24 protein-coding genes are annotated in these 25,218 nt (G+C 66.0%); 10 read left to right on the plus strand and 14 right to left on the minus strand.

The window, feature by feature from the left end; genetic code table 11:
• Positions 1-84: 84 nt before the first annotated feature.
• Positions 85-837 (minus strand): FG-GAP repeat domain-containing protein, encoded by a 753-nt coding sequence (locus PVU19_RS03060; RefSeq protein WP_050662370.1) that lies wholly within the window; start codon positions 835-837, stop codon positions 85-87.
• Between the two features lie 4 nt (positions 838-841).
• Positions 842-1,165, minus strand: coding sequence for a 2Fe-2S iron-sulfur cluster-binding protein (locus tag PVU19_RS03065; protein ID WP_050662369.1), 324 nt, complete (start codon positions 1,163-1,165; stop codon positions 842-844).
• A gap of 129 nt (positions 1,166-1,294) precedes the next feature.
• Here PVU19_RS03065 and PVU19_RS03070 point away from each other — a divergent pair, with 129 nt between their 5' ends.
• The 5 genes from PVU19_RS03070 (at position 1,295) to PVU19_RS03090 (ending at position 5,202) form a co-directional block, all read left to right on the plus strand.
• Positions 1,295-1,663, plus strand: a complete 369-nt coding sequence (locus tag PVU19_RS03070) for an OB-fold nucleic acid binding domain-containing protein (RefSeq protein ID WP_050662368.1) — start codon at positions 1,295-1,297, stop codon at positions 1,661-1,663.
• 39 nt (positions 1,664-1,702) lie between these two features.
• Entirely contained in the window at positions 1,703-2,233 is a 531-nt protein-coding gene (locus tag PVU19_RS03075; protein ID WP_050662367.1) for a peptidoglycan-binding domain-containing protein, read from the plus strand.
• 122 nt (positions 2,234-2,355) lie between these two features.
• Positions 2,356-3,324, plus strand: a complete 969-nt coding sequence (locus PVU19_RS03080; RefSeq protein ID WP_050662366.1) for a DMT family transporter — start codon at positions 2,356-2,358, stop codon at positions 3,322-3,324.
• A 37-nt stretch (positions 3,325-3,361) separates the two neighbouring features.
• Positions 3,362-4,279 carry an ornithine cyclodeaminase family protein gene (locus PVU19_RS03085; protein ID WP_050662365.1) on the plus strand — a complete coding sequence of 306 codons (918 nt, stop codon included), beginning with the start codon at positions 3,362-3,364 and terminating at the stop codon, positions 4,277-4,279.
• Positions 4,276-5,202, plus strand: a complete 927-nt coding sequence (locus PVU19_RS03090) for an alpha/beta fold hydrolase (protein WP_050662394.1) — start codon at positions 4,276-4,278, stop codon at positions 5,200-5,202. The genes PVU19_RS03085 and PVU19_RS03090 overlap by 4 nt, the downstream gene beginning before the upstream one ends.
• Here the strand turns inward: PVU19_RS03090 and PVU19_RS03095 are convergent.
• Together PVU19_RS03095 and PVU19_RS03100 are read right to left on the minus strand one after the other, a co-directional pair.
• Positions 5,199-6,431, minus strand: a complete 1,233-nt coding sequence (locus PVU19_RS03095; protein ID WP_050662364.1) for an MFS transporter — start codon at positions 6,429-6,431, stop codon at positions 5,199-5,201. The two genes, PVU19_RS03090 and PVU19_RS03095, sit on opposite strands and share 4 nt — an antisense overlap.
• 127 nt (positions 6,432-6,558) lie before the next feature.
• Positions 6,559-7,347, minus strand: a complete 789-nt coding sequence (locus PVU19_RS03100; protein WP_050662363.1) for an alpha/beta hydrolase — start codon at positions 7,345-7,347, stop codon at positions 6,559-6,561.
• A 90-nt stretch (positions 7,348-7,437) separates the two neighbouring features.
• Here PVU19_RS03100 and PVU19_RS03105 point away from each other — a divergent pair, with 90 nt between their 5' ends.
• Together PVU19_RS03105 and PVU19_RS03110 are read left to right on the plus strand one after the other, a co-directional pair.
• Complete coding sequence (locus PVU19_RS03105) at positions 7,438-8,904, plus strand: NAD-dependent succinate-semialdehyde dehydrogenase (RefSeq protein ID WP_050662362.1); 1,467 nt, start codon at positions 7,438-7,440, stop codon at positions 8,902-8,904.
• A 67-nt stretch (positions 8,905-8,971) separates the two neighbouring features.
• Positions 8,972-10,213: an META domain-containing protein gene (locus PVU19_RS03110; protein WP_050662361.1), complete on the plus strand. Its 1,242-nt coding sequence runs from the start codon at positions 8,972-8,974 to the stop codon at positions 10,211-10,213.
• Between the two features lie 67 nt (positions 10,214-10,280).
• Here PVU19_RS03110 and PVU19_RS03115 read toward each other — a convergent pair whose 3' ends face one another.
• From PVU19_RS03115 to PVU19_RS03140, 6 genes are all read right to left on the minus strand, one after another.
• A complete protein-coding gene (locus PVU19_RS03115; RefSeq protein WP_050662360.1) occupies positions 10,281-10,751 on the minus strand; it encodes an Hsp20 family protein in 471 nt (156 codons plus the stop codon).
• Between the two features lie 142 nt (positions 10,752-10,893).
• Positions 10,894-11,715, minus strand: a complete 822-nt coding sequence (locus PVU19_RS03120) for a trypsin-like serine peptidase (protein ID WP_050662359.1) — start codon at positions 11,713-11,715, stop codon at positions 10,894-10,896.
• Positions 11,712-12,515 carry a trypsin-like serine peptidase gene (locus PVU19_RS03125; RefSeq protein ID WP_050662358.1) on the minus strand — a complete coding sequence of 268 codons (804 nt, stop codon included), beginning with the start codon at positions 12,513-12,515 and terminating at the stop codon, positions 11,712-11,714. Before PVU19_RS03125 ends, PVU19_RS03120 begins: the two co-directional genes overlap by 4 nt.
• Before the next feature lie 64 nt (positions 12,516-12,579).
• Entirely contained in the window at positions 12,580-13,902 is a 1,323-nt protein-coding gene (gene glcF, locus PVU19_RS03130; RefSeq protein WP_050662357.1) for a glycolate oxidase subunit GlcF, read from the minus strand.
• Between the two features lie 22 nt (positions 13,903-13,924).
• Entirely contained in the window at positions 13,925-15,070 is a 1,146-nt protein-coding gene (glcE, locus tag PVU19_RS03135; protein WP_050662356.1) for a glycolate oxidase subunit GlcE, read from the minus strand.
• 62 nt (positions 15,071-15,132) lie between these two features.
• Positions 15,133-16,566 (minus strand): FAD-linked oxidase C-terminal domain-containing protein, encoded by a 1,434-nt coding sequence (locus tag PVU19_RS03140; RefSeq protein ID WP_050662355.1) that lies wholly within the window; start codon positions 16,564-16,566, stop codon positions 15,133-15,135.
• A gap of 121 nt (positions 16,567-16,687) precedes the next feature.
• Here PVU19_RS03140 and PVU19_RS03145 point away from each other — a divergent pair, with 121 nt between their 5' ends.
• From PVU19_RS03145 to PVU19_RS03155, 3 genes are read left to right on the plus strand one after another with little or no spacing between them, the layout of a single operon-like run.
• A complete protein-coding gene (locus tag PVU19_RS03145; protein WP_050662393.1) occupies positions 16,688-17,098 on the plus strand; it encodes a CopD family protein in 411 nt (136 codons plus the stop codon).
• The gene (locus tag PVU19_RS03150) at positions 17,071-17,826 is read left to right on the plus strand and encodes a DUF599 domain-containing protein (protein ID WP_274789880.1); all 756 of its coding nucleotides are present in this window, start codon (positions 17,071-17,073) and stop codon (positions 17,824-17,826) included. The genes PVU19_RS03145 and PVU19_RS03150 overlap by 28 nt, the downstream gene beginning before the upstream one ends.
• Before the next feature lie 36 nt (positions 17,827-17,862).
• The gene (locus tag PVU19_RS03155) at positions 17,863-18,222 is read left to right on the plus strand and encodes a hypothetical protein (RefSeq protein WP_050662392.1); all 360 of its coding nucleotides are present in this window, start codon (positions 17,863-17,865) and stop codon (positions 18,220-18,222) included.
• A 241-nt stretch (positions 18,223-18,463) separates the two neighbouring features.
• Here the strand turns inward: PVU19_RS03155 and PVU19_RS03160 are convergent, their stop codons facing one another.
• From PVU19_RS03160 to PVU19_RS03175, 4 genes are read right to left on the minus strand one after another with little or no spacing between them, the layout of a single operon-like run.
• Complete coding sequence (locus PVU19_RS03160) at positions 18,464-20,512, minus strand: hypothetical protein (RefSeq protein WP_050662353.1); 2,049 nt, start codon at positions 20,510-20,512, stop codon at positions 18,464-18,466.
• A complete protein-coding gene (locus tag PVU19_RS03165) occupies positions 20,509-23,268 on the minus strand; it encodes a DUF4159 domain-containing protein (RefSeq protein WP_200901850.1) in 2,760 nt (919 codons plus the stop codon). Before PVU19_RS03165 ends, PVU19_RS03160 begins: the two co-directional genes overlap by 4 nt.
• Positions 23,265-24,146 carry a DUF58 domain-containing protein gene (locus tag PVU19_RS03170; RefSeq protein ID WP_050662351.1) on the minus strand — a complete coding sequence of 294 codons (882 nt, stop codon included), beginning with the start codon at positions 24,144-24,146 and terminating at the stop codon, positions 23,265-23,267. Before PVU19_RS03170 ends, PVU19_RS03165 begins: the two co-directional genes overlap by 4 nt.
• 1 nt (position 24,147) lies before the next feature.
• A complete protein-coding gene (locus PVU19_RS03175; protein ID WP_050662350.1) occupies positions 24,148-25,155 on the minus strand; it encodes an AAA family ATPase in 1,008 nt (335 codons plus the stop codon).
• Between the last annotated feature and the right edge of the window lie 63 nt (positions 25,156-25,218).

The raw sequence follows: 25,218 nt of genomic DNA on the forward strand, positions 1-25,218 counted from the left end.
ACGGGTCTCGGATCGCTGACGCGATCCGACCAAGGCGGGGGGCCGGCCCCCCGCACCCCCCGGAGTATTTTCGCCAAGAAAAAATCAGCGGCAGGACATCGCCCGGTCAAAGCCGGGGGCACTGGCCTCAAGTCCGAGGGTGCGTGCGACAAGCTCGGCCCCGTCGAAACCTACCGCGACGAGGCTGCGAAACCCCGCATCGGCCAGCACGATCTCGGGCCCCTGACCGCACTCGCGCAGCCCGCCCCAGATCACCTCGTCGCCGATCCGGTGATTGGTCACGCCGCGCAGATGCGCGATCTGCGTGAGGCCGCCCGGAGCCCAGCTCCAGACCCGCAGGGTCTTGCCCAGATGCGGCGTCTCGACATAGGCGATATCGGTCACACCGTCGCCGTCGAGATCGGCAATCGCGACGGGGGCGAGCCAGCGAAACCGCGTGCCGATATGCGGCGTGGCGGCGGATTTCACCAGATCGCTCCGGCGCAGCGTGTAGATGGCCAGCTGCGCGCCCTCACGCGGGCTCGATTCGACCAGCACCACGTCGTTCTGCCCGTCGCCATCGGCATCGACGACGCGCGGTGCGATATCTTCGAAAACATGGTCGGGATCGGGGCCCTGCCGCAGGTCAAGCCGTATCTCGTGGCCTGCCGCATCGCGCACCGCCAGCACGCGGCGCTCGGGGATGGTGCCCATGATGCGATGCGGATAGCTGTCGTCGGGCGCCTCGAACCGCGCGGCAGAGATGCCTGCGCCGGGGGCGGTGATCCATGCCTCCCCGGCCGCGCCCGCCGTGGCGAGCGTGGCCCCGAGCGCGGCGATGAGGACCGCCGCGCGCATCGGCTCAGATCTGCTTTTCGGGCATCTGCACCACGAGACCGTCAAGCGCGTCGCTCACCTTCAGCTGGCAGGTCAGGCGCGAGCGCACGGCGTCGGGCTCATAGGCGAAATCGAGCATATCCTCTTCCATGTCGTCCTTGGCGGGCAGTTTCTCGACCCAGTCCGGTGCGACATAGACATGGCAGGTGGAGCACGCACAGGCCCCGCCGCAATCGGCCTCGATGCCGGGGATGTTGTTGTCGCGTGCACCTTCCATCACGGTCAGGCCATTGGCGACCTCGACCTCGTGGCGGGTTCCGTTGTGCTCGATATAGGTGATTTTGGCCATGCCCGGCATGCTCCCTTTCATCGCGTGTCACTGGGCTAACTAGCCAAGCCCCCCGCCCGAGACCAGCCCCATTTGCGACGCAGGCGCAAAAGAGTTGCGACAAAATCTACATGTTCTATATTTGTTCTCATGACACATCCCTTGCCGCGCCCCCCCTCTGCCCTTGTCGCCGCACGGCTCGACGCGCCGCGCCCGGGCGCGCGGGTGACGGTGGCGGGGCTGGTGCTGCTGCGCCAGCGTCCCGGCACCGCGCAGGGCGTGGTTTTCGTCACGCTGGAGGATGAGACCGGGGTGGTGAACGTGGTGATCTGGCGCAAGGTGTTCGAGCGGTTTCGCCGGGCCGTCATCGCCGGGCGGCTGTTGCGGGTGACCGGCCGGGTGGAGCGGCAGAACGGCGTGGTGCATGTGGTGGCCGATCTGATCGAGGATCTCTCGCCGTTGCTCGACCGGCTGAGCGATCCGGACTGCGCGCTTTCGCAAGCGGGCGAAACCGGCTAAGCTTCGCGCAAAAACCCGCCCTCGCCGAGGCCCGAGCCGATGATCCGCCATCCTTTTCCCGCCGTTCTGGTGATCTTGACCGGGGTGCTCCTGACGGGGTGTCAGGCGTCATTGCCCGGCCCCTCGGAGCCCGCGCTCCTCACCCGGCTGGAAGAGGCCCCGCCGGGGGCCGCCCCCGGCACCTGCTGGGGCAAGACCGTGACACCGGCGGTGATCGAGACGGTGACCGAGCAGGTCCAGACCGCGCCACCCGAGGTGGACAACTCGGGCCGAGTGATCCGCCCTGCACGCTACGTGACCGAAACCCGGCAGGCGATCATCGAAGAGCGCAAGACCACGTGGTTCGAGGTGCCCTGCGCCGAGATGCAAACACCGGATTTCACGGCCTCTGTGCAGCGTGCGCTGGCCGCGCGCGGGGTCTATCGCGGGGCGGTGACGGGGCAGATGGATGCCCGCACCCGCGCCGCCATACGCCGCTATCAGGCGGCGCGCGGTCTCGATAGCGGGATATTGTCGCTGGAAACCGCGCGTGATCTGGGGCTGGTCACGGTAGAGCGCCCTGCGGGGTAAGAGGTGGGTCGGATGGGTTTTGGCGGCCGTCAATCCGAACCCGTCCGCAGACGACTGCAGGGGTTTACATCCGGCAGCCCCGCGTCTCATGTATCGGTCAACGACATTGACCTTGGATCCTCATGACCTCCGCCACCGTTCAGCGTTCCAACCTGATCGGCGCCGCCTATGCTTTGGCGGCGGTGATGTGCTTTTCGATCAACGATGTGGGGATCAAGTTCCTCTCGGATGCCTATGCCCTGCATCAGGTGGTGTTCATCCGCGCGCTGGTGGGTCTCACGGCGTTTACCTGCTTCATCATGCCGTTCGCCGGGGGCCCGCGCCTGTTGCGCACGCGGCGTCCCGTGGTGCACCTGATCCGGGGGCTCTGCGTGGTCTCGGCCAATATGTGTCTCTTTCTGGGGCTTGCCGCGCTGCCGATTGCCGATGCCACCGCGATCTTTTTCGTCTCGCCGCTGGTGATCACCGTGTTCTCGGTGATCTTCCTCAAAGAGATTGTCGGCCCCCGCCGCTGGGCCGCCATCGCCGTGGGTTTTGTCGGGGTTCTGGTGATCGTCAAGCCGGGCACCTCGGCCTTTCAACTGGCCTCGTTGCTGCCCATCGTGGCGGCATTTCTCTATGCCACGCTGCACATGCTCACCCGCAAGATCGGCCGCACGGAATCCGCCCCCACCATGGCGTTCTATATCCAGCTGACCTTTCTCATCGCCAGCACGATGATCGGGCAGGGGCTGGGCGACGGACGCTTTGCCGGGTCGGGGCACCCGTCGCTGGAGTTCCTCTTTCGCGCATGGGTCTGGCCCCCGGTCGGGGATTATCCGATCCTCGCCATGCTGGGCATCTCCGGCATGCTGGGTGGGCTCTTCATTTCTCAGGCCTACCGCCTGTCCGAGGCCGCCTTCGCCGCACCGTTCGAATATGTCGCCATGCCGATGGCGATCATGTGGGGGGTGACGGTGTTCGGCACATGGCCCGATGCCACCGCCTGGATCGGAATTGCCCTCATCGTCGGCTCCGGTCTCTATCTGGTATGGCGCGAGTCGGTGAAGGATGCGAGGCTGACACCCAAGACAAACCGATACCGACGCTAAACCGACGCAATACCGACGCGATACCGAGGAGGAAACGATGAGCCTGACGATCATTCCATTCGCTGAAGGCGAGGCGCATCTCGACTGGCTGGGTCTCTGTGCGGCGTTGCAAGCCGGGCACGATCTGCCCCGCGCCGAGATCGCCGACACCTTCCTTTATCGCGGCAAGGACACGCTCCTCAACCGCTCCGCCTGGATCGACGGGATGGGCATCGCGGTGAAATGCGCAACGATCTTTCCGGGCAATCCCGACAAGGGCGATCCGATGATCAACGGCGCGGTGAACCTCTATGATGACGCCAACGGGACGCTCTCGGCGCTGGTCGATTTTCACCTTGTCACCAAGTGGAAAACCGCCGGCGACAGCCTTTATGCCGCGACCCGGCTGGCCCGGCCCGACAGCGAAAATATCCTTATAGTTGGGGCGGGTACGGTGGGCCGCTCGCTCTGGCAGGCCTATTCCGCCGCCTTCCCCAAGGCGCGCTTTACCCTCTGGAACCGCACCCGCGCCAATGCCGAGAAGATGGCGGCAGAGTGCGGCGGCATGGCCGTGGCCGATGATCTGGAGGCCGCCGTGCGAGCCGCCGATATCGTCACCTCCGCCACCATGTCCACCGATCCGCTGATCAAGGGGGACTGGTTCCAGCCCGGCCAGCATATCGACCTGATCGGCGCCTACCGCCCCGACATGCGCGAGGTGGACGACGAGGCCCTGCGCCGCACGCGGGTCTTCGTCGACAGCTTTGAGACCACAGTGGGCCATATCGGCGAGATCAAGATCCCACTGGAATCCGGCGCGATCCCCCGCGATCATCTGGTGGCGGATTACTATGAGCGGGAGGCGTTCCACCGCCGGAGCGATGACGAAATCACGCTCTTCAAGAACGGCGGCGGTGCGCATCTCGACCTCATGACCAGCCGCTACATCCTCGACGCATGGCGGGCGGCGGCATGATCTGGCTGGCGCTTCTGGCGCTTGTTCTGGCGGTGTTGGCGGCGGCGCCTTTCCTGCGCGAGATGTCCAGGCCCGAGATGGATGCCACCGTCCGACGCCACGCCCCCGGCGAGTTCGCCACGCTCTCGCGCGGGATCACGCATTACCGCTGGATGGGGGCCACGCGCGGCCCGGTCGCGGTCTGCGTGCATGGCCTGACCACGCCCTCCTTTGTCTGGCAAGGGGTGGCGCAGGGGCTGGGGGCCATGGGCTTTCGCGTGCTGGTCTATGACCTCTACGGGCGCGGCTATAGTGACCGTCCGGATGGCCCGCAGGACAGCGCCTTTTTCGTCACCCAACTTGAGGACTTGCTGGAAGATCAAGGCCTTGGCGGTGACATCACGCTTCTGGGCTATTCCATGGGCGGGGCCATCGCCACGGCCTTTGCGGCCCTTTACCCCGAGCGACTGCGCCAGATCGTGATGATCGCACCGGCCGGGCTGGGCCATGATCTTGGCCCCGTGGCGCAGGTGGTGGCCAAAGGCAACGCGTTCAGCCGCTGGCTCATGCGTGCGGTCTTCCCGCGCGTGTTCCACAAGGGCACGGAGGCCGAGCGCGACCTGCCCAGCAGTGTCGAGGGCATCGTCAATCTGCAACAGGACGAGCTGAGATATCGCGGTTTCGTGCCCGCGATCGAACGCTCGATGAGCGGCATGCTGTCCGAGGATCTCGCCGAGGCACACGGTGATGTTGCCGAGGCGGGTGTGCCGGTTCTGGCAATCTGGGGGCGCGAGGACGAGATCATCCCGCTCAGTGCCATGGGACGGCTCGCGCAGATCAACCGCAATGCCCGGCAAGAGGTGATCGAGGGCGCGGGCCATGGTCTGCCCTACACCCATACCGAAGAGGTACTGCACGCGATGCGCGACCTGATGCGCGACTAGGCCGCCTGCAACCGCCGTTCCTTGACCGGCAGATGCACGATCGCCGAGAACGCGCCGACGCCCACACCGACCCACCACACCACGGAATAGTCGCCATGCAGGTCATAGAGCTTGCCACCCAGCCAGACCCCCATGAAGCTGCCAAGCTGGTGCGAGAAGAACACGATCCCGTAAAGCGTGCCCATGTAGCGCAGCCCGTAGATCTGCGCGATCAGACCAGAGGTGAGCGGCACCGTCGCCAGCCACAGCGCCCCCATGGAGACGGAAAACAAGATCACCGTGGCGGGCGTGATCGGGGTCATGATGAACGCCGCCGCGATCAGTGTCCGGCCCAGATAGATGCCCGCCAGCAGGTTCTTCTTGGAATAGCGATGACCCAGCCACCCTGCCGTCAGCGTGCCCGCGATATTGGCGAGACCGATCAGCGAAATCGCCACCGCACCAAGCGCCGAGGTGGTGGTGATCCCGATATTATGCAGCGCGCCACCGGGCAGGATCGGGCCGCACATCTCGGTCACAAAGGCCGGGAAATGCGCGGTGATAAAGCCCAGCTGATAGCCGCAGCTGAAAAACCCTAGGAAAATCAGCGTATAGGACGGATCGCGGAACGCACGGCGCAGGATCGTGCCCATCGATTCCTCGATCACGCTGCGATCCACCGGCTCGGGCGCGCGCATCATCGGCAGCATCGCCAGCACCGCCAGGATCACGGCGGCAAAGACCAGGAACACGCTCTGCCATGTCATCGCCGACAGCATGAACTCTGCCACCGGCGCGCCGAAAACCTGCCCCGCCGATCCGGCGGCGGTCGCGATGGCGAGGCTCATCGAGCGGTTCTCGTCAGAGCTTGCGCGCCCCACCACCGCGAGGATTACGCCAAAGCCGGTGCCCGCGATGCCAAAGCCCACGAGGATCTCATAAAGCTGATGCGCCTCGGGCGTGACCGCAAAGGACGACAGTACCAGCCCCGCTGCGTAGGTCAGCGCCCCGAGGATGATCGCCTTTTGGTCCCCGAGTTTCTCGGCCAGTGCCCCGAAAATCGGCTGGCCGATTCCCCAGGCGAGGTTCTGGATCGCGATAGCGAGCGAGAACTCCGCACGTGGCCAGTTGAACTCCGACGCGATCGGGATCTGGAACACCCCGAACGAGGCGCGGATCGCAAAGGAGATCAGGATGATCGTGCAGCCCGCGATCAGGACGGGCGTGATGAGAGGGGCGGATTTTTGCATGAGGGCCTCGCGCGGTTCTCGCGCAGATTACGGCAATTGAACGGCTGGTCAATTCAGCCTTTGTGATGAGGCGCATCACGTTTTGCGGCATCGGGCCGTTTCGGACACGAGGGACGGCGCGCGCCTGTTACCCCAGCAACTGCCCGACCATCCGGCTCGCCGGATCTTCCAGCGCCTCGATCACGTCGAAATGGTGCCGTCCCCGTGCCACCTCGTGTCCGGCCCCCCAGGCTTCGGCCAGCCACCTCGCCTGATCCAGAAACACGGGTCGCTCCTCGGCCCCGACCCAGACCGTGACCGGCACGGGCAGGGGGCGCATCAGGACCGGGCTTTCGGCCTCGGCTGCCGCCATGTCCAGCCGAAACTGCTCGTTCATCGAGGTTTGCAACAACGGCCGCAGGTCCGAGACCGGCGAGATCGGCACGACGTGGCTCACTCGCGCCGCCACCTCGCCCGGTAGCACCCCCGGCACCGCCATGCGCGCCACCAGATGCCCGCCCGCCGAATGACCCGCAAGCGCGATCCGCCCCTCGACCCGTCCCGCCACCACCGCCGTGGCGCGGCTGATCTGCCGGGTGATATCGGCGATCCGCACCTCGGGACACAGATCATAGGACGGCATCGCCACAGCCCAGCCCCGCGCCAATGGCCCTGCGGCCAGATGCGACCAGTAAGACCGGTCGAACCGCAGCCAATAACCGCCATGGACAAAGACGACGAGGCCCTGCGCCGTTGTCTCGGGGTGAAACAGATCGAACGCCTGCCGCGAGCCTTTGCCATAAGGCAGGCCGAGCTCCGCACGCCGCTCCGCGCTCAGCCGCGCGCGAAACGCCTCGGCTGCGACGGTCCATCGCGCCGGATACTGTGCCCCACCCGGAATATGCGGGACATTGGCATAGGCATCGTCCAGTTCCATGGCGTGATCTCCCTTATCTGGCCCTAGACATTCCTAGCCCAAGCTGGTCTGTCATGACGAGACCAAAAGACACGCCCGGAGGACACCGCGATGACCACGACCGACCTGAAATCCCTGCTTAACGATCCCAGCCTGCTGGCGGAAAAGGCCTATATCGGCGGGCAATGGGTGGATGGCGACAATGGCACGTTCGAGGTCACAAACCCTGCGCGCGGCGACGTGATCGCCCATGTCGCTGATCTCAGCCGCGCACAGGTCGCCCGCGCCATCGCCGAGGCCGAGGCCGCACAAAAGGACTGGGCCAAGTGGACCGGCAAGGAACGCGCCGCCGTGCTGCGCAAGTTCTTCGACCTGATGATGGAGAACCAGCACGATCTGGGCGTGATCCTGACCGCCGAACAGGGCAAGCCGCTGGCCGAGGCCAAGGGCGAGGTGGCCTATGGTGCCTCGTTCATCGAGTTCTTTGGCGAAGAGGCCAAGCGCATCTATGGCGAGATGATCCCCGGCCATCAGCGCGACAAGCGGATCATGGTGCTGAAACAGCCGATCGGCGTCGCCGCCTCGATCACGCCTTGGAACTTCCCCAATGCGATGATCGCCCGCAAGGCGGCACCTGCACTGGCGGCGGGCTGTGCCTTCGTCGGGCGCCCGGCGGCGGAAACGCCGCTCTCGGCCACGGTGATGGGCGTGCTTGCGGAACGCGCGGGCATCCCGGCGGGCGTGTTCAACATCGTCACCTCGTCGCGGTCGTCCGAGGTGGGCAAGGAATTCTGCGAGAACCCGGCCGTGCGCAAGCTGACCTTCACCGGCTCCACCGAGGTCGGGCGCATCCTGCTGCGGCAGGCTGCCGACAGCGTGATGAAATGTTCGATGGAACTGGGCGGCAACGCGCCCTTCATCGTCTTTGACGACGCCGATCTCGATGCCGCGGTCGAGGGCGCGATCCTGTGCAAGTTCCGCAACAACGGCCAGACCTGTGTCTGCGCCAACCGCATCTATGTGCAATCGGGCGTCTATGACGCCTTCGCCGCCAAGCTCAAGGCGGCGGTCGAAAAGCTTAAAGTCGGCGACGGTCTGGAAGAGGGCACATCGCTCGGCCCGCTGATCAACGCCGATGCGCTGGTCAAGGTGCGCGAGCATGTGGCCGACGCAACGGCCAAGGGCGGCACTGTCATTCTCGGCGGGGCCGAAGAGACCGACGGGCTGTTTCTGCCGCCCACCATCATCACCGGCGCGACCCGGGACATGGACTTTGCCACCGAGGAAACCTTCGGGCCCCTCGCGCCGCTCTTCAAGTTCGAGGACGAGGACGAGGTGATTGACCTCGCCAATGACACGATCTTCGGCCTTGCCTCTTATTTCTACGCCAAGGATCTCAGCCGCGTCTACAAGGTGGCAGAAGCACTGGAATACGGGATCGTCGGCGTCAACACCGGCATCATCTCGACCGAGGTCGCGCCCTTCGGCGGGGTCAAGCAATCCGGCCTCGGCCGCGAGGGTAGCCACCACGGAATCGAGGATTATCTCGAAATGAAATATGTCTGCCTGAGTGTCTGATTGTCTCGACCGGCGGGCTGGCATTGACTAGGGTAGGGAAAACCTGACCGCTAGAGGGAGGCGGCCCATGTTCCGTGTCATGTCTCTGACCTGTATTCCGGCGCTTCTGTCGGTTCTGCCCGCCGTCGCGCAAGAGGACGATGTGCGCCGGGTCAAAGGCACGCTTGGCTATCTGCAGCGCATCGCCCTGCCGCCCGAGGCGCGTGCCACGGTGGTGGCCGAGGGCCGCTTTGGCGCGATGCTGGGCGAGGCGACACTCAATCCCGACGGAAAACAGGTGCCGTTGCCTTTTGAGATGGCGGTGCCGCCGGGCCTGTCGGGCGAGGTGAGTGCGGTGATCCGCGTGCATGGCGAACCCCGGTGGGTGCTGCGTGGCCTGGCGTTCGAGGCCGGGCGCGCACCCGTCGATCTGGGCGAACTGACGCTGGAGCCGGTCACACCGATCGCTTTCGCCACCGAGCTGATGTGTGGCGATACTCCGGTTCTGGTCGGCATATTGGACGAGGAGATGGTGCTGCGCGCCGAGGGCCGCGATATTCCGCTCGTGCAGATCGAGGCGGGTTCGGGCGCGCGCTACGAAGGCGTGAAGGACCCCGAGACGACGGTCTGGAACAAGGGCGACGTGACCACGATCCGGCTCGAAGGCCGTGATCTGCCGGAGTGCCGCAAGGTGCCGCCGGCAAACGAGATGCCCTACCGCGCACGCGGCAACGAGCCGGGCTGGCACGTCACTTTTTCCGCGCAGACCGCCGAGGTGGTCGGCAACTACGGCGAGATCAGGCGCGAGGCCCCGCGCCCCGTGGTGCAGGTCGTGCCCGGGGCCTATGAGTTCGATATGCCTGACGCGGGCGCGCATCTGCGGATCGAAGAACAGCTCTGCCATGACGACATGAGCGGCATGCCCTATCCCGACACCGCCTACCTCACGCTTGATGGCCGCGATCTGCGCGGCTGCGGCGGTGATCCGGCTTCGCTGCTGACCGATGGCGCCTGGCAGGTCACGGCCCTGGGAGACGCGGAACTGATCGAAGCCGAGCGCCTGTCCCTCAATTTCCTCAACCCGGGCCGTGTCGCGGGCAGCAGCGGGTGTAATCGCCTCGTCGGGGATTTCACGCTCACCGGTGAGGGGATGCAGTTCGGGGCCATGGGCAGCACGATGATGGCCTGCACCGAGCCTCTTATGGAGCAGGAGCGCCGGATGCTCGACGCGCTCGAACAGGTGACCCGGTTCGATGTCACCGAGGATGGCGCATTGCTGCTGATCGGGGGCGAGAGCGGGACTGTGCTGCTAGAAGCACGCCAGCCCTGAAACGGCAAGACGCCCGGCCGAGGGACATACGGCCGGGCGCAAGGTGCCTTTGGCGGGGTGTCCCGCCTCAGTTCACCTTTTCGGCGTCCACCACATCCTTGGCAACGGACTGATCGCCACTGGCAATCGAAATGCGGCGGGGTTTCAGCGCCTCGGGCATTTCGCGTTCCAGGTCGATATGCAGCATGCCATCGGCATGCGACGCCCCCGTCACCCGGACATGATCGGCCAGCTGGAACCGGCGCTCAAACGCGCGGGTGGCGATGCCGCGATGCAGATACCTGCGGTGGCTGTCATCCTCGGCCTTGGCCGCCGAGACGACAAGCGCGCCATCCTTTACCTCGACACTGAGGTCGTCGGCCCCAAAGCCCGCGACGGCGATCGAGATGCGATAGGCATCGTCGGCGGTCTTCTCGATATTGTAGGGCGGGTAGGTGGGCTGCGTCACGTCGCTGGCCATTACCCGGTCCAGCAGGTCGGCGATCTGGTCGAATCCGACTGTTGCCCGGTAGAGCGGTGCAAGATCAAAGTTGCGCATGGGTCATCCTCCTTTGAGCGATACCTGTTCTGACGGCCTTCCCATGGGGACAGGCCTGTTCGTGCCCCGGCCCATCACGTGGCACCGGGTAGAGTTGATTTGGGAAGCGGTGCCACCCCTGTCAAGAGGCGGATGGAATGGCTCAGGGTTTGGCGAAACGCGCGCCCGATGCGCGCTTGCCCTCACCGACCTGCACCCGCTTGAAGCCGGGATTGACGGTTGCCTGTCCGGCGGTGGCGGCGTGCAGATCACGTTTGAGCATGGGCAGAAGCGTGCTCAGGTCCATACCGTAGGCGCGCCGGTCCTCGCCCTGCCAGTTGCCTGCGCTCACCAGCGACAGGATGCGCGCGCGATTGCCGTGCCGGGCAAAGACCGGCGCGCCCGACGACCCGAAGATCACGTTGCAATCAAAGCCCATGATCCCCTCGGCGCGCCACAGCATGTTGCATTCGCGCTGCCACGAGGGGGCCTTGTCGCGGTCGCGCCCGTAAGAGACGACGCTCACGCGTTCGCCATCGCGAGGGCGTTCATGCACCGCGAATGGCGCGGCAAGCGCGCTGCTGATCGGGTTGGCGAGGCGCAGGAGGGCCGCATCATTTCGGATGTTCTCGACCCGCGTTCCGCCCTGCGGATCATAGTCGGGGGCAGTGGCATAGCCGGTCACCCTGGCCTCGGCGATCACTTCGCCATCGCGCAGCCCGGCGCGAAAGCGGATCGTTTCGGCGGCGACGGGTTGACCGGCGCGGTCATAGACGCAATGCGCGGCTGTCAGCACCTGATCGGGCGCGATCAGCACCCCGGTGCAGAATCCAGCCCGCCCGATATCCACGCGGCCCACCGCCTCCCAGCCGAACAGGTCATCGCGGTCGGTCAGCCTGATCAGACCGCTCGATTGTGCCACGGCCCCGCCAGCCCACAGGCAGAGCGCGGCAAGAAGGGCCGGGATATGCCGTGACCCGATCATGGCTTGGCGAATTTCGCGCCGGTGTCGCGCCGCTCGCCAAAGGTGAAGGTCTTGGGGGCGGCATCCTGAAACACGCCTTGGCCCGCGTCGAGCGCGGCGCGCAGGGTTTGCAGCGGGGCCACCAGTTGCGTGCCGAGCGATACCTTGCGCCCTTCCACCTCGGCCATGGCCGAGACCACCGACACGATGCGCGGCTGCCCGCCCTCGAAGGAAAAGACCGGCGCGCCGCTCGATCCGAAATCGACATCGCAGGACATGATGAGCACCCCCTGCTGGCGCGCCATCACCTTGCACACGTTCTGGAGAGACGGGGCCTCAGAGCGGTCCTTGGCATAGCTGACCACGCCGATCTCCTGCCCCTTGCGCGGGCGCTCGTCGGTCTCGAACGGGGTGACGCGGGTGTTGTTGATCGGGTGATGCAGTTCCAGAAGCGCCAGATCATTGCGTACCCGGTCCGCCGTCACCTCGGCGTCGAAATCATAATCGGGATGGACCACGGCCCGGCGAATCGTGCGATAGGCCACGGCGCGCCCGTTGCGCCACCCGGCCATGAATTCGATACGACCGTGATCGACCCGCGCACCGGTGGCGCGATCGTAAAGGCAATGCGCCGCCGTCAGCACCAGATCGGGGGCCACCAGAGCGCCAGTGCAGAACCCGCGCCCGCCGAGTTCCAGCCGCCCCACAGCCTCCCACTGTCGCGCGGCGTCGCCCACATCCAGCCGTTCCAGGCGGCTATCCTGTGCAATGGCGCTGCCGGCCAGCATGACAAAAAGGGTGACAAGAACAGGGCGCAGCATCGGACCTCCGGCACATCATTACGCCTGTCGGTTAGCAGGCGTTTGGGGCCAGAATATGACCGGCTCAGCGCAGGATCGGAACCCCCGACATGCCTGTCGCGGCACGCGCCATCGCGGGCGGCTTCGGCCCGCCGGTGGCCCAGTCGAGCAATTCGACCGTATGCACCACGGGCGTGCCGGTGCCCGAGCCGATCTGCATCATGCATCCGATATTGCCCGCCGCGATCACGTCCGGCTGCTTGGCCTCCAGCGTGCGGATCTTACGATCCTTCAGCTTCTTGGAAATCTCCGGCTGCATCAGGTTGTAGGTGCCAGCAGAACCGCAGCACAGGTGGCTGTCGGCCGGTTCCACGACGCTGAATCCGGCACGCTTGAGCAGATCCTTGGGATAGGTCTTTATCTGCTGTCCATGCTGGAGCGAGCAGGCGGCGTGATAGGCGATCACCATCTCCTTATCCGCACCGTCGGGCAGGTCGAGTTGCATCAGCAACTCGCTCACATCCATCGCGATATCGCTCACCCGAGCTGCATCCGCCGCGAGCGATTCCAGCCGGAACATATGCCCGTAATCCTTGACCGTGGTGCCGCAACCGGATGTGTTGATCACGATGGCATCCAGCCCCTCGCCGTCCATCTCGCGCGCCCAGGCCTTGATGTTCTTCGCCGCCGTCGCATGGCTTTCCTCGGTCTTGCCCATGTGATGCGTCAGCGCCCCGCAACAGCCCGCGCCCTCGGCCACTACCACCTCGCAGCCCAGCCGGGTCAGCAGGCGAATGGTGGCGTCGTTGATATCGGTGTTGAGCGCCTTTTGCGCACAGCCCGTCATCAGCGCGACCCGCTTCTTGCGTGTGCCCTGCGCCGGGAAGGTCTGCGGATCGTCATTGCGGCTCACGGGCGGCACCTGTTTGGGCGCCATCTCCAGCATCGCGCGCAGCCGCGCATCGGGTATCAGCCGCGCGAAGGGCCGCCCGATCTTGGCCCCGAGCAGAGCGACGCGAAAGCGCATCGGATAGGGCAGGATGCGCGCCAATATCCAACGCAGGGCGCGGTCGCCCACAGGCCGCTTGTAGCGTTCCTCGATATATTCGCGAGCCTGATCCACCAGATGCATGTAATGCACGCCCGAGGGGCAGGTCGTCATGCAGGCCAGACAGGACAGGCAGCGGTCGATATGCTTGACCGTCTTTGCGTCCGGGTCGCGGTCATTCTCCAGCATGTCCTTGATGAGATAGATGCGCCCCCTCGGGCTATCGAGCTCATCGCCCAAAACCTGATAGGTGGGGCAGGTGGCGGTGCAGAACCCGCAATGCACGCAAGAACGCAGGATTTCGTTGGCGCGCGCGATCTTTGGATCTTCGAGCTGTTCGGCGGTGAATTCGGTCTTCATATGCTATCTCTCCGGGCGCGGCTCAGGCGGTTTCGCCCTGCGCCATCAGGCCGGGGTTGAGGATTTGACGGGGGTCGAATTTCTGCCGCAGCCCCTCTTGCAGGTCGGCCACCGGCGCGGGCAGCGGCGGGAATGTGGCGCGGCTCCGATCCCCCCGGATCAGCATCGCGTGCCCGCCTTTTTCTGCCAAAGTGGCGCGCAGCTTGCCCGCGCTCACGCCTGATCCTTCGGGGGCCAGCAGCCAGATCAGCCCGCCGCCCCAATCATAGAGCGCCTCTGTTCCGGCCAGATCGGCCACGATTTCGGCTGCGTCCGTGGGCTTGACCGAGATGCGCCAGACATCGCCGTCGCGCCCGTGAAACGGGGCCACGTCCCGGACATAGTGCCAATCGGCCTCGGTCTTTTCGGGGTCGGTCTCCAGCGTGAAACTACCGAACTCCGCCAGCAGCGATTGCAACTCTCCGGCGCGATAGGCCACGGAATTCTCGAACCCTTCCAGCCGGATCATCGTCACCGGTGCCCCATCCAAACCGCGTTGCAGATGCGCCGCCCCGGTCACCTCGTAAGGAGAGCCGAGCGCACGGCTGAGCGCGGTGATCGCCTGCGTGTCGCTCAGGCCCTCAACCCGCATTACCCCGGTACTGCGGGGGCGCGGCAGCACTTTGAGCGCCACTTCGGTCAGTACGCCCAATGTGCCGTAACTCCCGGCCATCAGCTTAACCAGATCATAGCCGGTCACGTTCTTCATCACCCGCCCGCCATTCTTTACGATGCGCCCCTGCCCATCGACAAATCGCACGCCCAGCAGGAAATCGCGGCAGGCCCCTGCCTGAATGCGGCGCGGTCCGCTGACATTGGCGGCCACCACGCCGCCGATGGTGGGTGTGCCGCTCGTGCCCAACAACCCGCGATGATCCATCGGCTCGAAGGCCAGCCGCTGCCCCTCGGCCTCCAGCGCCGCCTCGATCTCCGCCAGCGGCGTGCCCGACTTGGCAACCAGCGTCAGCGCGCCGGGCTCGTATAGCTCGATGCCCGTCAGCCCGGACGTGCTCAGCCGCGCCCCGTTCGAGGCCCGCCCAAGGGGGCGTGTGCCGCCGCCCTCGATGCGCAGCGGCCCTTCGGCGCCGGTGATGATCTCGGCGAGTTCCGCCTCGGTTTTCGGTGTCATGCTGTTTCTTCTTGCCAAGAATACTCAGAGGGTCCGGGGGTGAAACCCCCGGGTTGATCACGTCAGGCCGCGCGCCGCGGGTCGGAGGAATCGAGCGGAAAGACCTTGGCCGGGTTGAGCAGCCATTTGGGATCGAACACATCCTTGACGTCCATCTGCGCGGCCAGATCATCTGGCGCATACTGATGCGCCATCAGGTCGCGTTTCTCGATACCCACGCCATGCTCGCCGGTGAGACATCCACCCACCTCGACGCAGAGCTTGAGGATCTCCGCCCCGAACTCCTCGCACAGTTCCAGATCGCCCGGCTTGTTGGCATCGAACAGGATGAGCGGATGCATGTTGCCATCGCCCGCGTGAAACACATTCGCCACGTCCAACCCGTACTGCGCCGACATCTCGCCGATGCGGCGCAGAACGTAAGGCAGCTGGCTGACCGGGATGGTGCCGTCGAGGCACATGTAATCGTTGATATTGCCCATGGCGCCAAAGGCCGATTTGCGGCCCAGCCAGATCTTGGCGCTTTCCTCGGCGGACCGGCTCTGGCGCAGTTCCACCGGGTCATGCTGGCGCGCGATCCCCTCGATCAGGGCCAGTTGCTCGTCGATCTCGGCATCCGATCCCTCGACCTCGATGATTAGCAACGCCTCGCAATCAGGATAGCCCGCCTTGGCGAAATCCTCGGTCGCGCGGATGCAGGGGCGGTCCATGAATTCGATCGCCACCGGCAAAACGCCCGCCTTGATGATGTCGCTGACACAGGCCCCGGCCACCTCGTTCGAATCAAACCCGATGAGAACGGGCCGCGCGCCCTCTGGCTTGCGCAGGATGCGCAATGTCGCCTCGGTCACCACGCCCAATTGCCCCTCGGACCCGCAGATCAGACCCAGCAGGTCATAGCCTTCGGCCTCCAGATGCGCGCCGCCCAGTTCCATCACGGTGCCGTCCATCAGAACCATGGTCACGCCCATCAGGTTGTTGGTGGTCACGCCGTATTTGAGGCAATGCGCGCCGCCCGAATTCATCGCGATATTGCCTGCGATGGCACAGGCCAGCTGGCTTGACGGGTCAGGTGCGTAGAAGAACCCATGCTCTTCGACCGCCCCCGTGACGCTCAGGTTGGTGCGCCCGGTCTGAACCCGGATAAAGCGGTTGTCGTAATCGGTCTCCAGCACATCGGCCAGCCGCGCCACGCCAAGGATCACGCTATCCGCCGTGGGCAGCGCGCCACCTGCCAGCGACGTGCCAGACCCGCGCGGCACCACCGGCACGCCCATCTCGTGACAGATCGCCAGCGCCTCCGAGACCTCTTGCGTCGAGGCGGGCAGGATCACCGCGAGTGGCGGGCATTTATAGGCGGTCAGCGCGTCGCATTCATAGGCCCGCGTCTCGGCCGCGTCGGTGATCACCGCGTCGGCGGGCAGAACCTCTTGCAGACGCTCTACAAGCGCGGCCTTCTTGGCGAGAATGGCGGGATTCGGGTCAGGCATTTGCATATGCGCACCTCCTAAGATTGGTAAAACTATATAACCAATTTGCCGATGTTGCGAGTCCTTTTTCATCGGCGCGACCCTCTGACACTTGCGCAGCTTGGCGCGCTGGGGCAAGGGAAAGCACATGGATTGGGTCAAGATCATACATATTCTTTGCGTCATGGGCTGGATGACGTCGATTTTCGCCGTGCCGCGCGCGCTGATCTACTGGCACCGCGAATGGGACAGGCTGGGCGAATTCGGCCCGCTTGGCGACCTGACCATCCGGCTTTACCGGTTTTCGCTCGGTCTCGGCGTGATCGCCATCGCGACCGGGCTCTACCTCGCGAATTGGCTGGGCTGGCCGGCGTGGACACATCTCAAGCTGGCGCTCGTACTGGCGCTTGCCTTGCATTACGGCTGGACCGGGCGGCTGGTGCTGCGGGCCCGCAAGGGCATATTTTCCGAAAGCGACCGCTTTCTGCGCATCTTCAACGAAATCAGCGTGTTCGGCGCGATTGCGGTTCTATGGGCCGTGGTCGTGCGCCCGTTCTGAGCCCGATGGACGCCTTGCCGCCAGAGCTGTCGCATTTCACACTTCCCGACCTTGTCGGTGTGCTGCTGCTGCTCGGGGTCTGGATCGGAATGACCCTGCTGATCGAGAACGCGCCGCGCCGCTGGCCGTCCACCTCCAACCTGATGGCGGACTACCGCCGTGAATGGATGGTACAATTCGTCGATCGCGATCCGCGAATCTTCGACTCTCAGGTGATCGGGCAATTGCGGCAGGGCACCTCGTTTTTCGCCTCGGCCACGCTGATTGCCATCGGCGGGGCGCTGGCCCTTCTGGGCGACCTGGAACGGGTGATCGGCCTTGCCGGGGATCTGAGTGCCGGGCAACGCCCGATCATCGTCTGGGAGGTGAAAATTCTCCTGATCGTTCTGTTTCTGGTCAACGGCTTTCTCAAATTCGTCTGGTCCAACCGGCTGTTCGGCTATTGTGCGGTGCTCATGGGGGCCGTGCCGAACCAACCGGATCATTCGGCGGCCCTGCCTCGGGCGCGCAAGGCCGCAGAGATCAACATCACCGCCGCGCGCGGGTTCAATCGGGGGCTTCGTGCGCTCTATTGCGCGCTTGCCGCGACGGCTTGGCTGCTCGGGGCTTATGCGCTGATCACGGCGGCCACGATCACGGCGCTGGTCCTGCTCCGGCGCGAATTCGCCTCTGCCTCGCGCGCGGTGCTGATGCAGCCCGATACTGCGGAAAACCACACACAGACGTGAGTGCAAGACAAACGTTTTCGCGCTATGGTGGAGGGTATGAAACAGATCATCTCTTGCCTTGCCGCCTGTTGTCTCGCCACTGCCGCCACCGCGCATGAGCCCGCGATTCTCGACGTTCAGGTCGAGAAATCGGGAATGTCCTGGCGCGTCGATGTCACGCTCGAGCACCCCGATACCGGCTGGGACCATTATGCTGATGGCTGGGAAGTGCTGGACGCCGAGGGCAATCGCCTCGGATATCGGGTTTTGCATCATCCACATGTGAACGAGCAGCCGTTCACCCGCTCGCTCACGAACCTCCAGATTCCCGACGGCACACGCGAGATTTTCGTCAAGGCGCATTGTTCCGTCGATGGTTGGAGCGAGGAGCCGGTGCGCGTGGAACTGGAGCCGTAGGTCAGGTTTTGGCCTAGAGCTGTCGTTAGATTGTAGCACCTGCGCGGAACAAGGCCGAAGGCCGCCGCGCATCGCCGGGCCGCCCCCCGGCACGGCGATTTGGCTGCAACCTGCTCTGTGCGCGGATGTTTTTCGGGCTTGGCTGATATAAAGCGCTACCAATCTGATTTTGGATCGCCGTACCGCGGCCCGTCGATGCGCGGCTCACGGCAAAGGTCCGCTCCAGGCCAACCCTCGCCCCCTACCTACGCCCCTCGCGCAGCCAGCCCGCAAGGATCAGTCCCGAGACCAGCAACAGCACCAGCCAAGGCGGCAGCAACGCCATCTGGCTCACGCTCATCGTCTCATAGGCCCCGCGCGGCGTGATCCCGATCCAGCCGCGCCCGGCGGCGGGGCGGCCCTCGCGCACCTCGCGGATACGCGGCACACCGTCGGCCATCGCCTGCACGCCGCCATTGGTGGCGTCGATCACCGGGCGCAGGGCGGCGTCGCTGGCAATGGTGCGTTCGAACTCCACCGGGGCTGCGGGGCCCAGGCCGATCACCGCGCTCTCCTCGCCATTTTCCAGCCGGTAGAGCCCGATCTCGGGCCCGTCATAAAGCGTCTCGAACCGCCCCGGTGAGACCTCTTCGAGATCACGCTCCACCACCTCGCCCGAGGGTGTGGTGATCGTGACCGGCCCGACCTCATCCGAGAGCGACCGGCGGATGACGCGCATCTGCTGGCCCGTCGCCTCGGCCCAGAGCGCCTCTTCCTCAAGCTCCGGTTCCTTCATCATCCAATGCGCCAGACGGCGCAGCAATTCGAGTTGCGGCCCGCCGCCCTCGAACCCGCGCCCCCAGAGCCAGGCGTGATCCGACGCCAGCAGCGCCACGCGCCCCTCGCCGACGCGGTCGAGCATCAGGAGCGGGCGGTCGCCTACGCCGGACATGACCACGTCGCCGCCCGTCGGCGTCACCTCGATCTGCCGCATCCAGCGGCCCCATTCGGCGCCGAAATCACGCTCCAGCCCGGCGGTGACCGGATGACGCTCGCCCAAGTCTGTGACGTCGGGTCGATAGCCCTCTTCCACCACCCGCGCGGTGGGGCGGGCGGGCACCAGTTCCTCGAACGGGCCGCGATATATGCTTTCGGCCCCGGCAAAATCCGGGCCAGCCGCCAGCAGCACCGCGCCGCCCTTTTCGACATATTGCCGGATGTTTTCGAGGTAAATCGAGGGCAGGATGCCGCGACGGCGGTAGCGGTCAAAGATGATCAGGTCGAAATCATCAACCTTTTCAAGGAACAACTCCCGCGTCGGAAAGGCGATGAGCGACAGCTCCCGCACCGGCACGCCGTCCTGTTTCTCGGGCGGGCGCAGGATCGTGAAATGCACGAGGTCCACCGAGCTGTCGGATTTCAGCAGGTTGCGCCATGTCCGCGTGCCGGGATGCGGCTGCCCCGAGACCAGCAGCACGCTGAGCCGGTCGCGCACGCCGTTGATCTGCACCAACGCGGTGTTGTTGCGGTCGGTCAACTCGCCCTCGGCCATCGGCGTGGTGAACTGCAGCACGTTGCGCCCGCCATGCGGCAGGGTGAGGGGCAGGGTCATCTCTTCGCCCAGAGGCACCGAAAAGCGGCGCGGTTCCTCACCGTCGATGGAGATGTCGAGCGGCACCTCGTCCACGCCGTCGGGGGCCGCGCCGTCATCCTCGATGGTCAGCGTGAGACGCACTTCTTCGTCCAGAATGGCGAAGGCGGGGGCATTGTCGACGCGCAACCGCCGGTCCCAGTCGCCCTCGCGCCCGCTGTGCAGAAGGTGCAGCGGCGCGGGCATGTCCGGCGCGCGGTCGGCATCGTGAATGCGCCCGTCAGAGAGCATGATCACCCCGGCGATGCGGCCGCGCGGTTCCTCGGCCATGGCCTGTGCCAGGGCTGTCATCGCCAGCGTGCCGCCATTCTCGGGCGCATCCGGCACCGACACGCGCCGCACCTCGGTATTGTCGCGCGCCTCCAGCCGGGCGGCGAGCGCATCGGCGGTCGATTGCGTCATCGTCTCGCGGTCGCCAAGGCCCTGACTGGCGCTTTCATCCTCGACCAGCAGCACGATATCGCTGAGCGGGGCGCGGTCCTCCTGCTGATAGGCGGGGCCAAGCAGCGCGCCCAGCACCACAAGCCCGGCCAGTGCGCGAAACGCCCAGCCCGAGAGGCCCCGCCAGAGCGCGAGGGCCAGCCCCGACGCCACAAGCAGTGCCAGCACGGCAATCAGCCAGACCGGCAGGAGTGGGTCGAAAATCACGCTGCCCGTCATTGGCCCAACCTGTCCAGCAGAGCAGGCACATGGACCTGATCGGATTTGTAATTGCCGGTCAGCACATGCATCACCAGATTGACACCAAAGCGGTAGCTGAGTTCGCGCTGCCGCTCTCCGGCATAGCCGCGCCCGACCGGAAAGAGCGGATCGCCGCGCTCGTTCACCGCCCAGGCGGAGGCCCAGTCATTGCCGCCGATCACCACCGGTGTCACCCCGTCATTGAGATTGCGGAACGGCATGCCCTCGATGCGTTCGGCATCAGGCGGTGCGGCTTCGACCCAGACGGCGCGGCCGGTGTGACGGCCCGGAAAATCACTGAGCAGATAGAACGTGCGGGTCAGCACGTGATCCTCCGGCACCGGCTCCAGCGGCGGAATATCCAGAGGGGCGGCCAGCCGTTGCAGCCGCGCGCCATTGGGCGAAGAGGCCCCGAACCCCGCCACATCGGCGTCGCGGGTGTCGAACACGATCATGCCGCCGCTGCGAAGGTAGTCGTTGAGCTTCACATAAGCCTCTGCCGACGGGGTGGGCTGATCCGGGGTGATCGGCCAGTAGAGGATCGGGTAGAACGCCAGTTCATCGGTTTCAAGATTGACGCTGATCGGGGGATCCGGCTCGATCGAGGTGCGGAAGGTGAGCATCCGCCCCAGACCCCGCAGCCCGGCGCGCGAGGCGTCGTCCACCTGCGTGTTGCCGGTGATCACATGCGCGAGCACCACCTCGGACGTCGCTTGAATCGCGCGGGCATCGTTTTCCTGCGCCTGCGCCTGTTGCGGCGCGCCAAGGCTAAGCGCCAACACTAGAACCGCCGCCGCGCGCGCAGGCCAGAGCCGCCCCGAGAGCGCCAGCGAGGCCAGAATATCCGCCGTCAACAGCACAAGCGCGGTCGCGAGCAACCACCCGCCAAGCGGGGTTTCAGGCGCGCGGGCCAGCCCTTCTACGGGGATGCGCGCGGGCCATGTCATGGGGGTCAGGGTTGTCTCGGCGGTCACCACGTTGCGCGCCACGCGCCGCTCCGGCCCGTCATAAAGCCCCGGCAGGAGATCGGGACCAAGCGGGGCATCGAGCACATCCTCGCCTGCCACGCCGGGCCGCGTGCCCGCGTCATCCAGCCGCCCGAACCCGTCGAGCACCTCGACGGGCTGCCATGTGGTGCCCTCCAGTTCCGCCATGTCCGGCGGGGCCATGGCCGAGGATACCGCCAGCCGTTCCAGCATCTGCACGAAGAGGCCCGAGAGCGGCAGGGACGACCATTCGGCATTGGCGGTCACGTGAAAAAGCACGACCTGCCCCGCGCCGATCCGCTTGCGCGTGACCAGCGGCGTGCCGTCGGTCAGTTGCGCGATCACGCGCTCGGCCAGCGTTGGATCAGGCTGTGCCATGACCTGCGCGCTGACCGTCACGTCACCGGGAATATCGAGCCCCTGAAACGGGCTGCCATCGGGGAAGGGGGCGAGCGCCTTGGGCTCTCCCCAGCTCATCGCGCCGCCCACCGTGCGACCGCCCGCGCGCAGGCGCACCGGCATCAGCGGGGCCTCTTCGCTGCGCGACACATCACTTGCGGCGACGCGCGGCCCGGCAAAGCGCAAGAGCAGCCCGCCCTTTTCGGCCCATTCGAGCAAGGCCGCCTGCTCGGCCCCCGAAAGCGTCGCCACATCGGCCAGCACGATCACATCGGGGTTGGCGGGCAGCACATCCATCAGCGCGCCGTCGAGCAGATCGGCGGTCGGCACCAGCGCCTGTTCAAGGTAATGCAGCGGCGACAAAAGCTCCAACCCCTCGCGATCCTCGCGGCCCGCAATCAGCGCCACCTCGCGCCGTTTCAGCCCGTCATCTGTGAGCGTGACGGCCCCGGCCTGCGTCTCACCGGCGATCTCGAACCGGGTAACGCGGGCGCGCAATTCGGGCGGCAGCGAGAGCGCGCCGGTGGTCTCGGTCGCCTCGTCCTCAAACGTCATCGGCAGGCTCGCCAGCACGCGCGGGATGCCTGCGGGGTCGAGGCCGTGGGCGTTGACGGTGATCTCGCGTGTGCCGTCAGGGACGGCCCGCAGCGCCGTCAGATCGACCAGCCCGTCGGACAGTTGCGCGGGGCGCAGGGCCATCACCGCGCGGGGGCTTTCATGCACCTTGACCGGCCCGCGCGCCTCCAGCGCCTCCAGCAGCGCGTCGCGCCCGTCATGCGCCAGCCCGTCCGAGAACCAGCGCGTCTCGAACCCGTCTTCGCCCAGCATCTCTGCCACCGCTTCCAGCGTCTCGGGGGTGGGGGCCCAGGGCGCGGGCGTCAGCCCCGGCAAGCCGCTGCGCCATGTCTCGGCGGCGCGAAAGATCGGCGCTTCGGGGTCGCTCAACTCCATGATCGCGGCGGCGCGCCCGTCGCGGCCCGCCTCGGCCAGAAGGCCGTCCATCACCGCCACTTGGGCGTTCCAGTCCCGCGCGTTGGCCCAGCTTGCGTCGGTCACGATCAGGAGCGGCAAGCGGCTTGCCGCCTCGCCGTCCGCGCGCGGGTTGAGCACCGGCCCCGCCAGCCCCACGATCACCGCCGCGACGGCCAGCATCCGTAGAAGCAACAGCCACCACGGCGTGCGGTCGGTCACCGTATCGTCATCGGTGAGGCCCAGAAGCAGCGCTACGCCGGGAAACCGCCGCCGGATCGGCGCAGGCGGCACGGCGCGCAGGATAATCCACAGGATGGGCAGGGCGGCGAGCGCCAGCAACAGCCACGGTGCGGCGAATCCGATGGGACCGAGCATCATGCGCCCACCCCCTTGTCGATCGCGCGATAGAGCCACAAGAGCGCCGATTGCGCCGAATCGCCGGTGTGGTGCAGACCGTGCCGCCAGCCAGTCGCGGCACAAAGCGCGGCCAGTTCGGCCTTGCGCTCGGCCAAACGCTCCAGATAGCGGTCGCGCAGGTCGTTGGCCTTCAGCGTCTCATGCGCCAGCGTGCCGCCCATGCTCTCGAAAATCGTGCGCCCGCGATAGGGAAACGCCTCTTCCGCCGGGTCGAGCACCTGATAGATCACGCCGCGCACCCCGCGATCCGCCGCCTTGGTCAATGCGGCGCGCAGCCCCGCCAGATCGCCCATGAAATCTGAGATCAGGAGCGCCCGGCCATGTGGCACGAGGCCGGCCATGTCGGGGCTTGCATAATCCTCTTCGCTGTCGAGCGTGAGCGCTTGTGTCAGCCGTGCCAGCTGCGCCTGCCCGCGACGAGGGGGGAGGGCGGTGCCCGTGAGGCCCACCCGTTCGCCGCCGCGCAGCAACAGCACCGAAATCGCCAAGGCAAGAAGCCGCGCGCGATCTGCCTTGTCGGGCAGGCCCTTGTCCGAGGAAAACCGCATCGAGGCGGCAGGATCGACCCACAGCATGACGCTCTGCGCGATCTGCCATTCGCGTTGCCGCACGAACTGCGCGTCTGACCGGGCCGAGCGGCGCCAGTCGATCATCCGGCGGCTGTCGCCCTGCTGCACCGGGCGGTATTGCCAGAAATCGTCGCCTTGCCCCGCGCGTCTGCGGCCATGCTCGCCCAGAAGGACGGTGCCCGCCAGATGCTCGGCCCGCGCCAGAAGCGGCGGCAGGCGCGCGGCCTCTGCCTCGGCGCGGGGGCGCAGGGTATGGACGGTGTCTTCCATGTCAGGCGGCGGCCTGAACCTGTGTCACGTCCTCGACCATGCGCGCGATCAATGCGTTGAGGCTGTCGCCGCGTGCCCTTGCGGCGAAATTGAGCGCCATGCGATGCCCCAGCACCGGCTGCGCCATCGCGGCCACGTCGCTGGCATCCGGCGCGAGACGGCCCTGCAACATTGCCCGCGCCCGCACCGTCAGCATCAGCGCCTGTGCGGCGCGCGGGCCGGGGCCCCAGGCGACGCTCTCGCGCACCCTCTCGTCGGCGCTCGCATCCTCGGGGCGGCAGGCGCGCACGAGATCGAGAATGACCTCCATCACCTTTTCGCCCACCGGCATGCGGCGCAGCATCTGTTGCGCGTCGATCAGTTCCTCGGGGGTAAATACGCCATGCGCCTCTTCTTCCTCGGCTCCTGTCGTGGCGAGCAGGATCGCGCGTTCGGTGTCGCGGTCAGGGTATGGCACCTCGATCTGCACCAGGAACCGGTCAAGCTGCGCCTCGGGCAGGGGGTATGTACCCTCCTGTTCGATCGGGTTTTGTGTGGCCAGCACGTGAAACGGCGGGGTGAGCATGCGGTTCTGCCCCGCGACCGTCACCTGCCGCTCCTGCATTGCCTGCAACAGCGCCGATTGCGTGCGCGGGCTGGCGCGGTTGATCTCGTCGGCCATCAGAAGCTGGCAAAAGATCGGCCCTTCGATGAACTTGAAGGCGCGTTTTCCGTCCTCCGAGGTCTCCAGCACCTCGCTGCCGAGAATGTCGGCTGGCATCAGGTCGGGGGTGAACTGCACCCGGTTGGTATTGAGCCCCATCACCGTGCCGAGCGTTTCCACCAGTCGGGTCTTGCCGAGACCGGGCAGACCGATGAGCAACCCGTGCCCGCCGCACAAAAGCGCCGAGAGAGACAGGTCGACCACCCGCTCCTGACCGATGAACCGCCGCGTGATCGAGGCGCGGGCCTGCGCCAATTTGCCTTCCAGCGCGTCGAGACCGGCGAGAAGATCGGGGTCATCGGTCATGGCAAAACTCCTGTCAGAACTATATCCTAGACCTAGAGTGTATCGCGCTAGACAGAAATGGCA

It is taken from the genome of Roseovarius tolerans, assembly GCF_028885395.1.
Lineage (GTDB): Bacteria > Pseudomonadota > Alphaproteobacteria > Rhodobacterales > Rhodobacteraceae > Roseovarius > Roseovarius tolerans.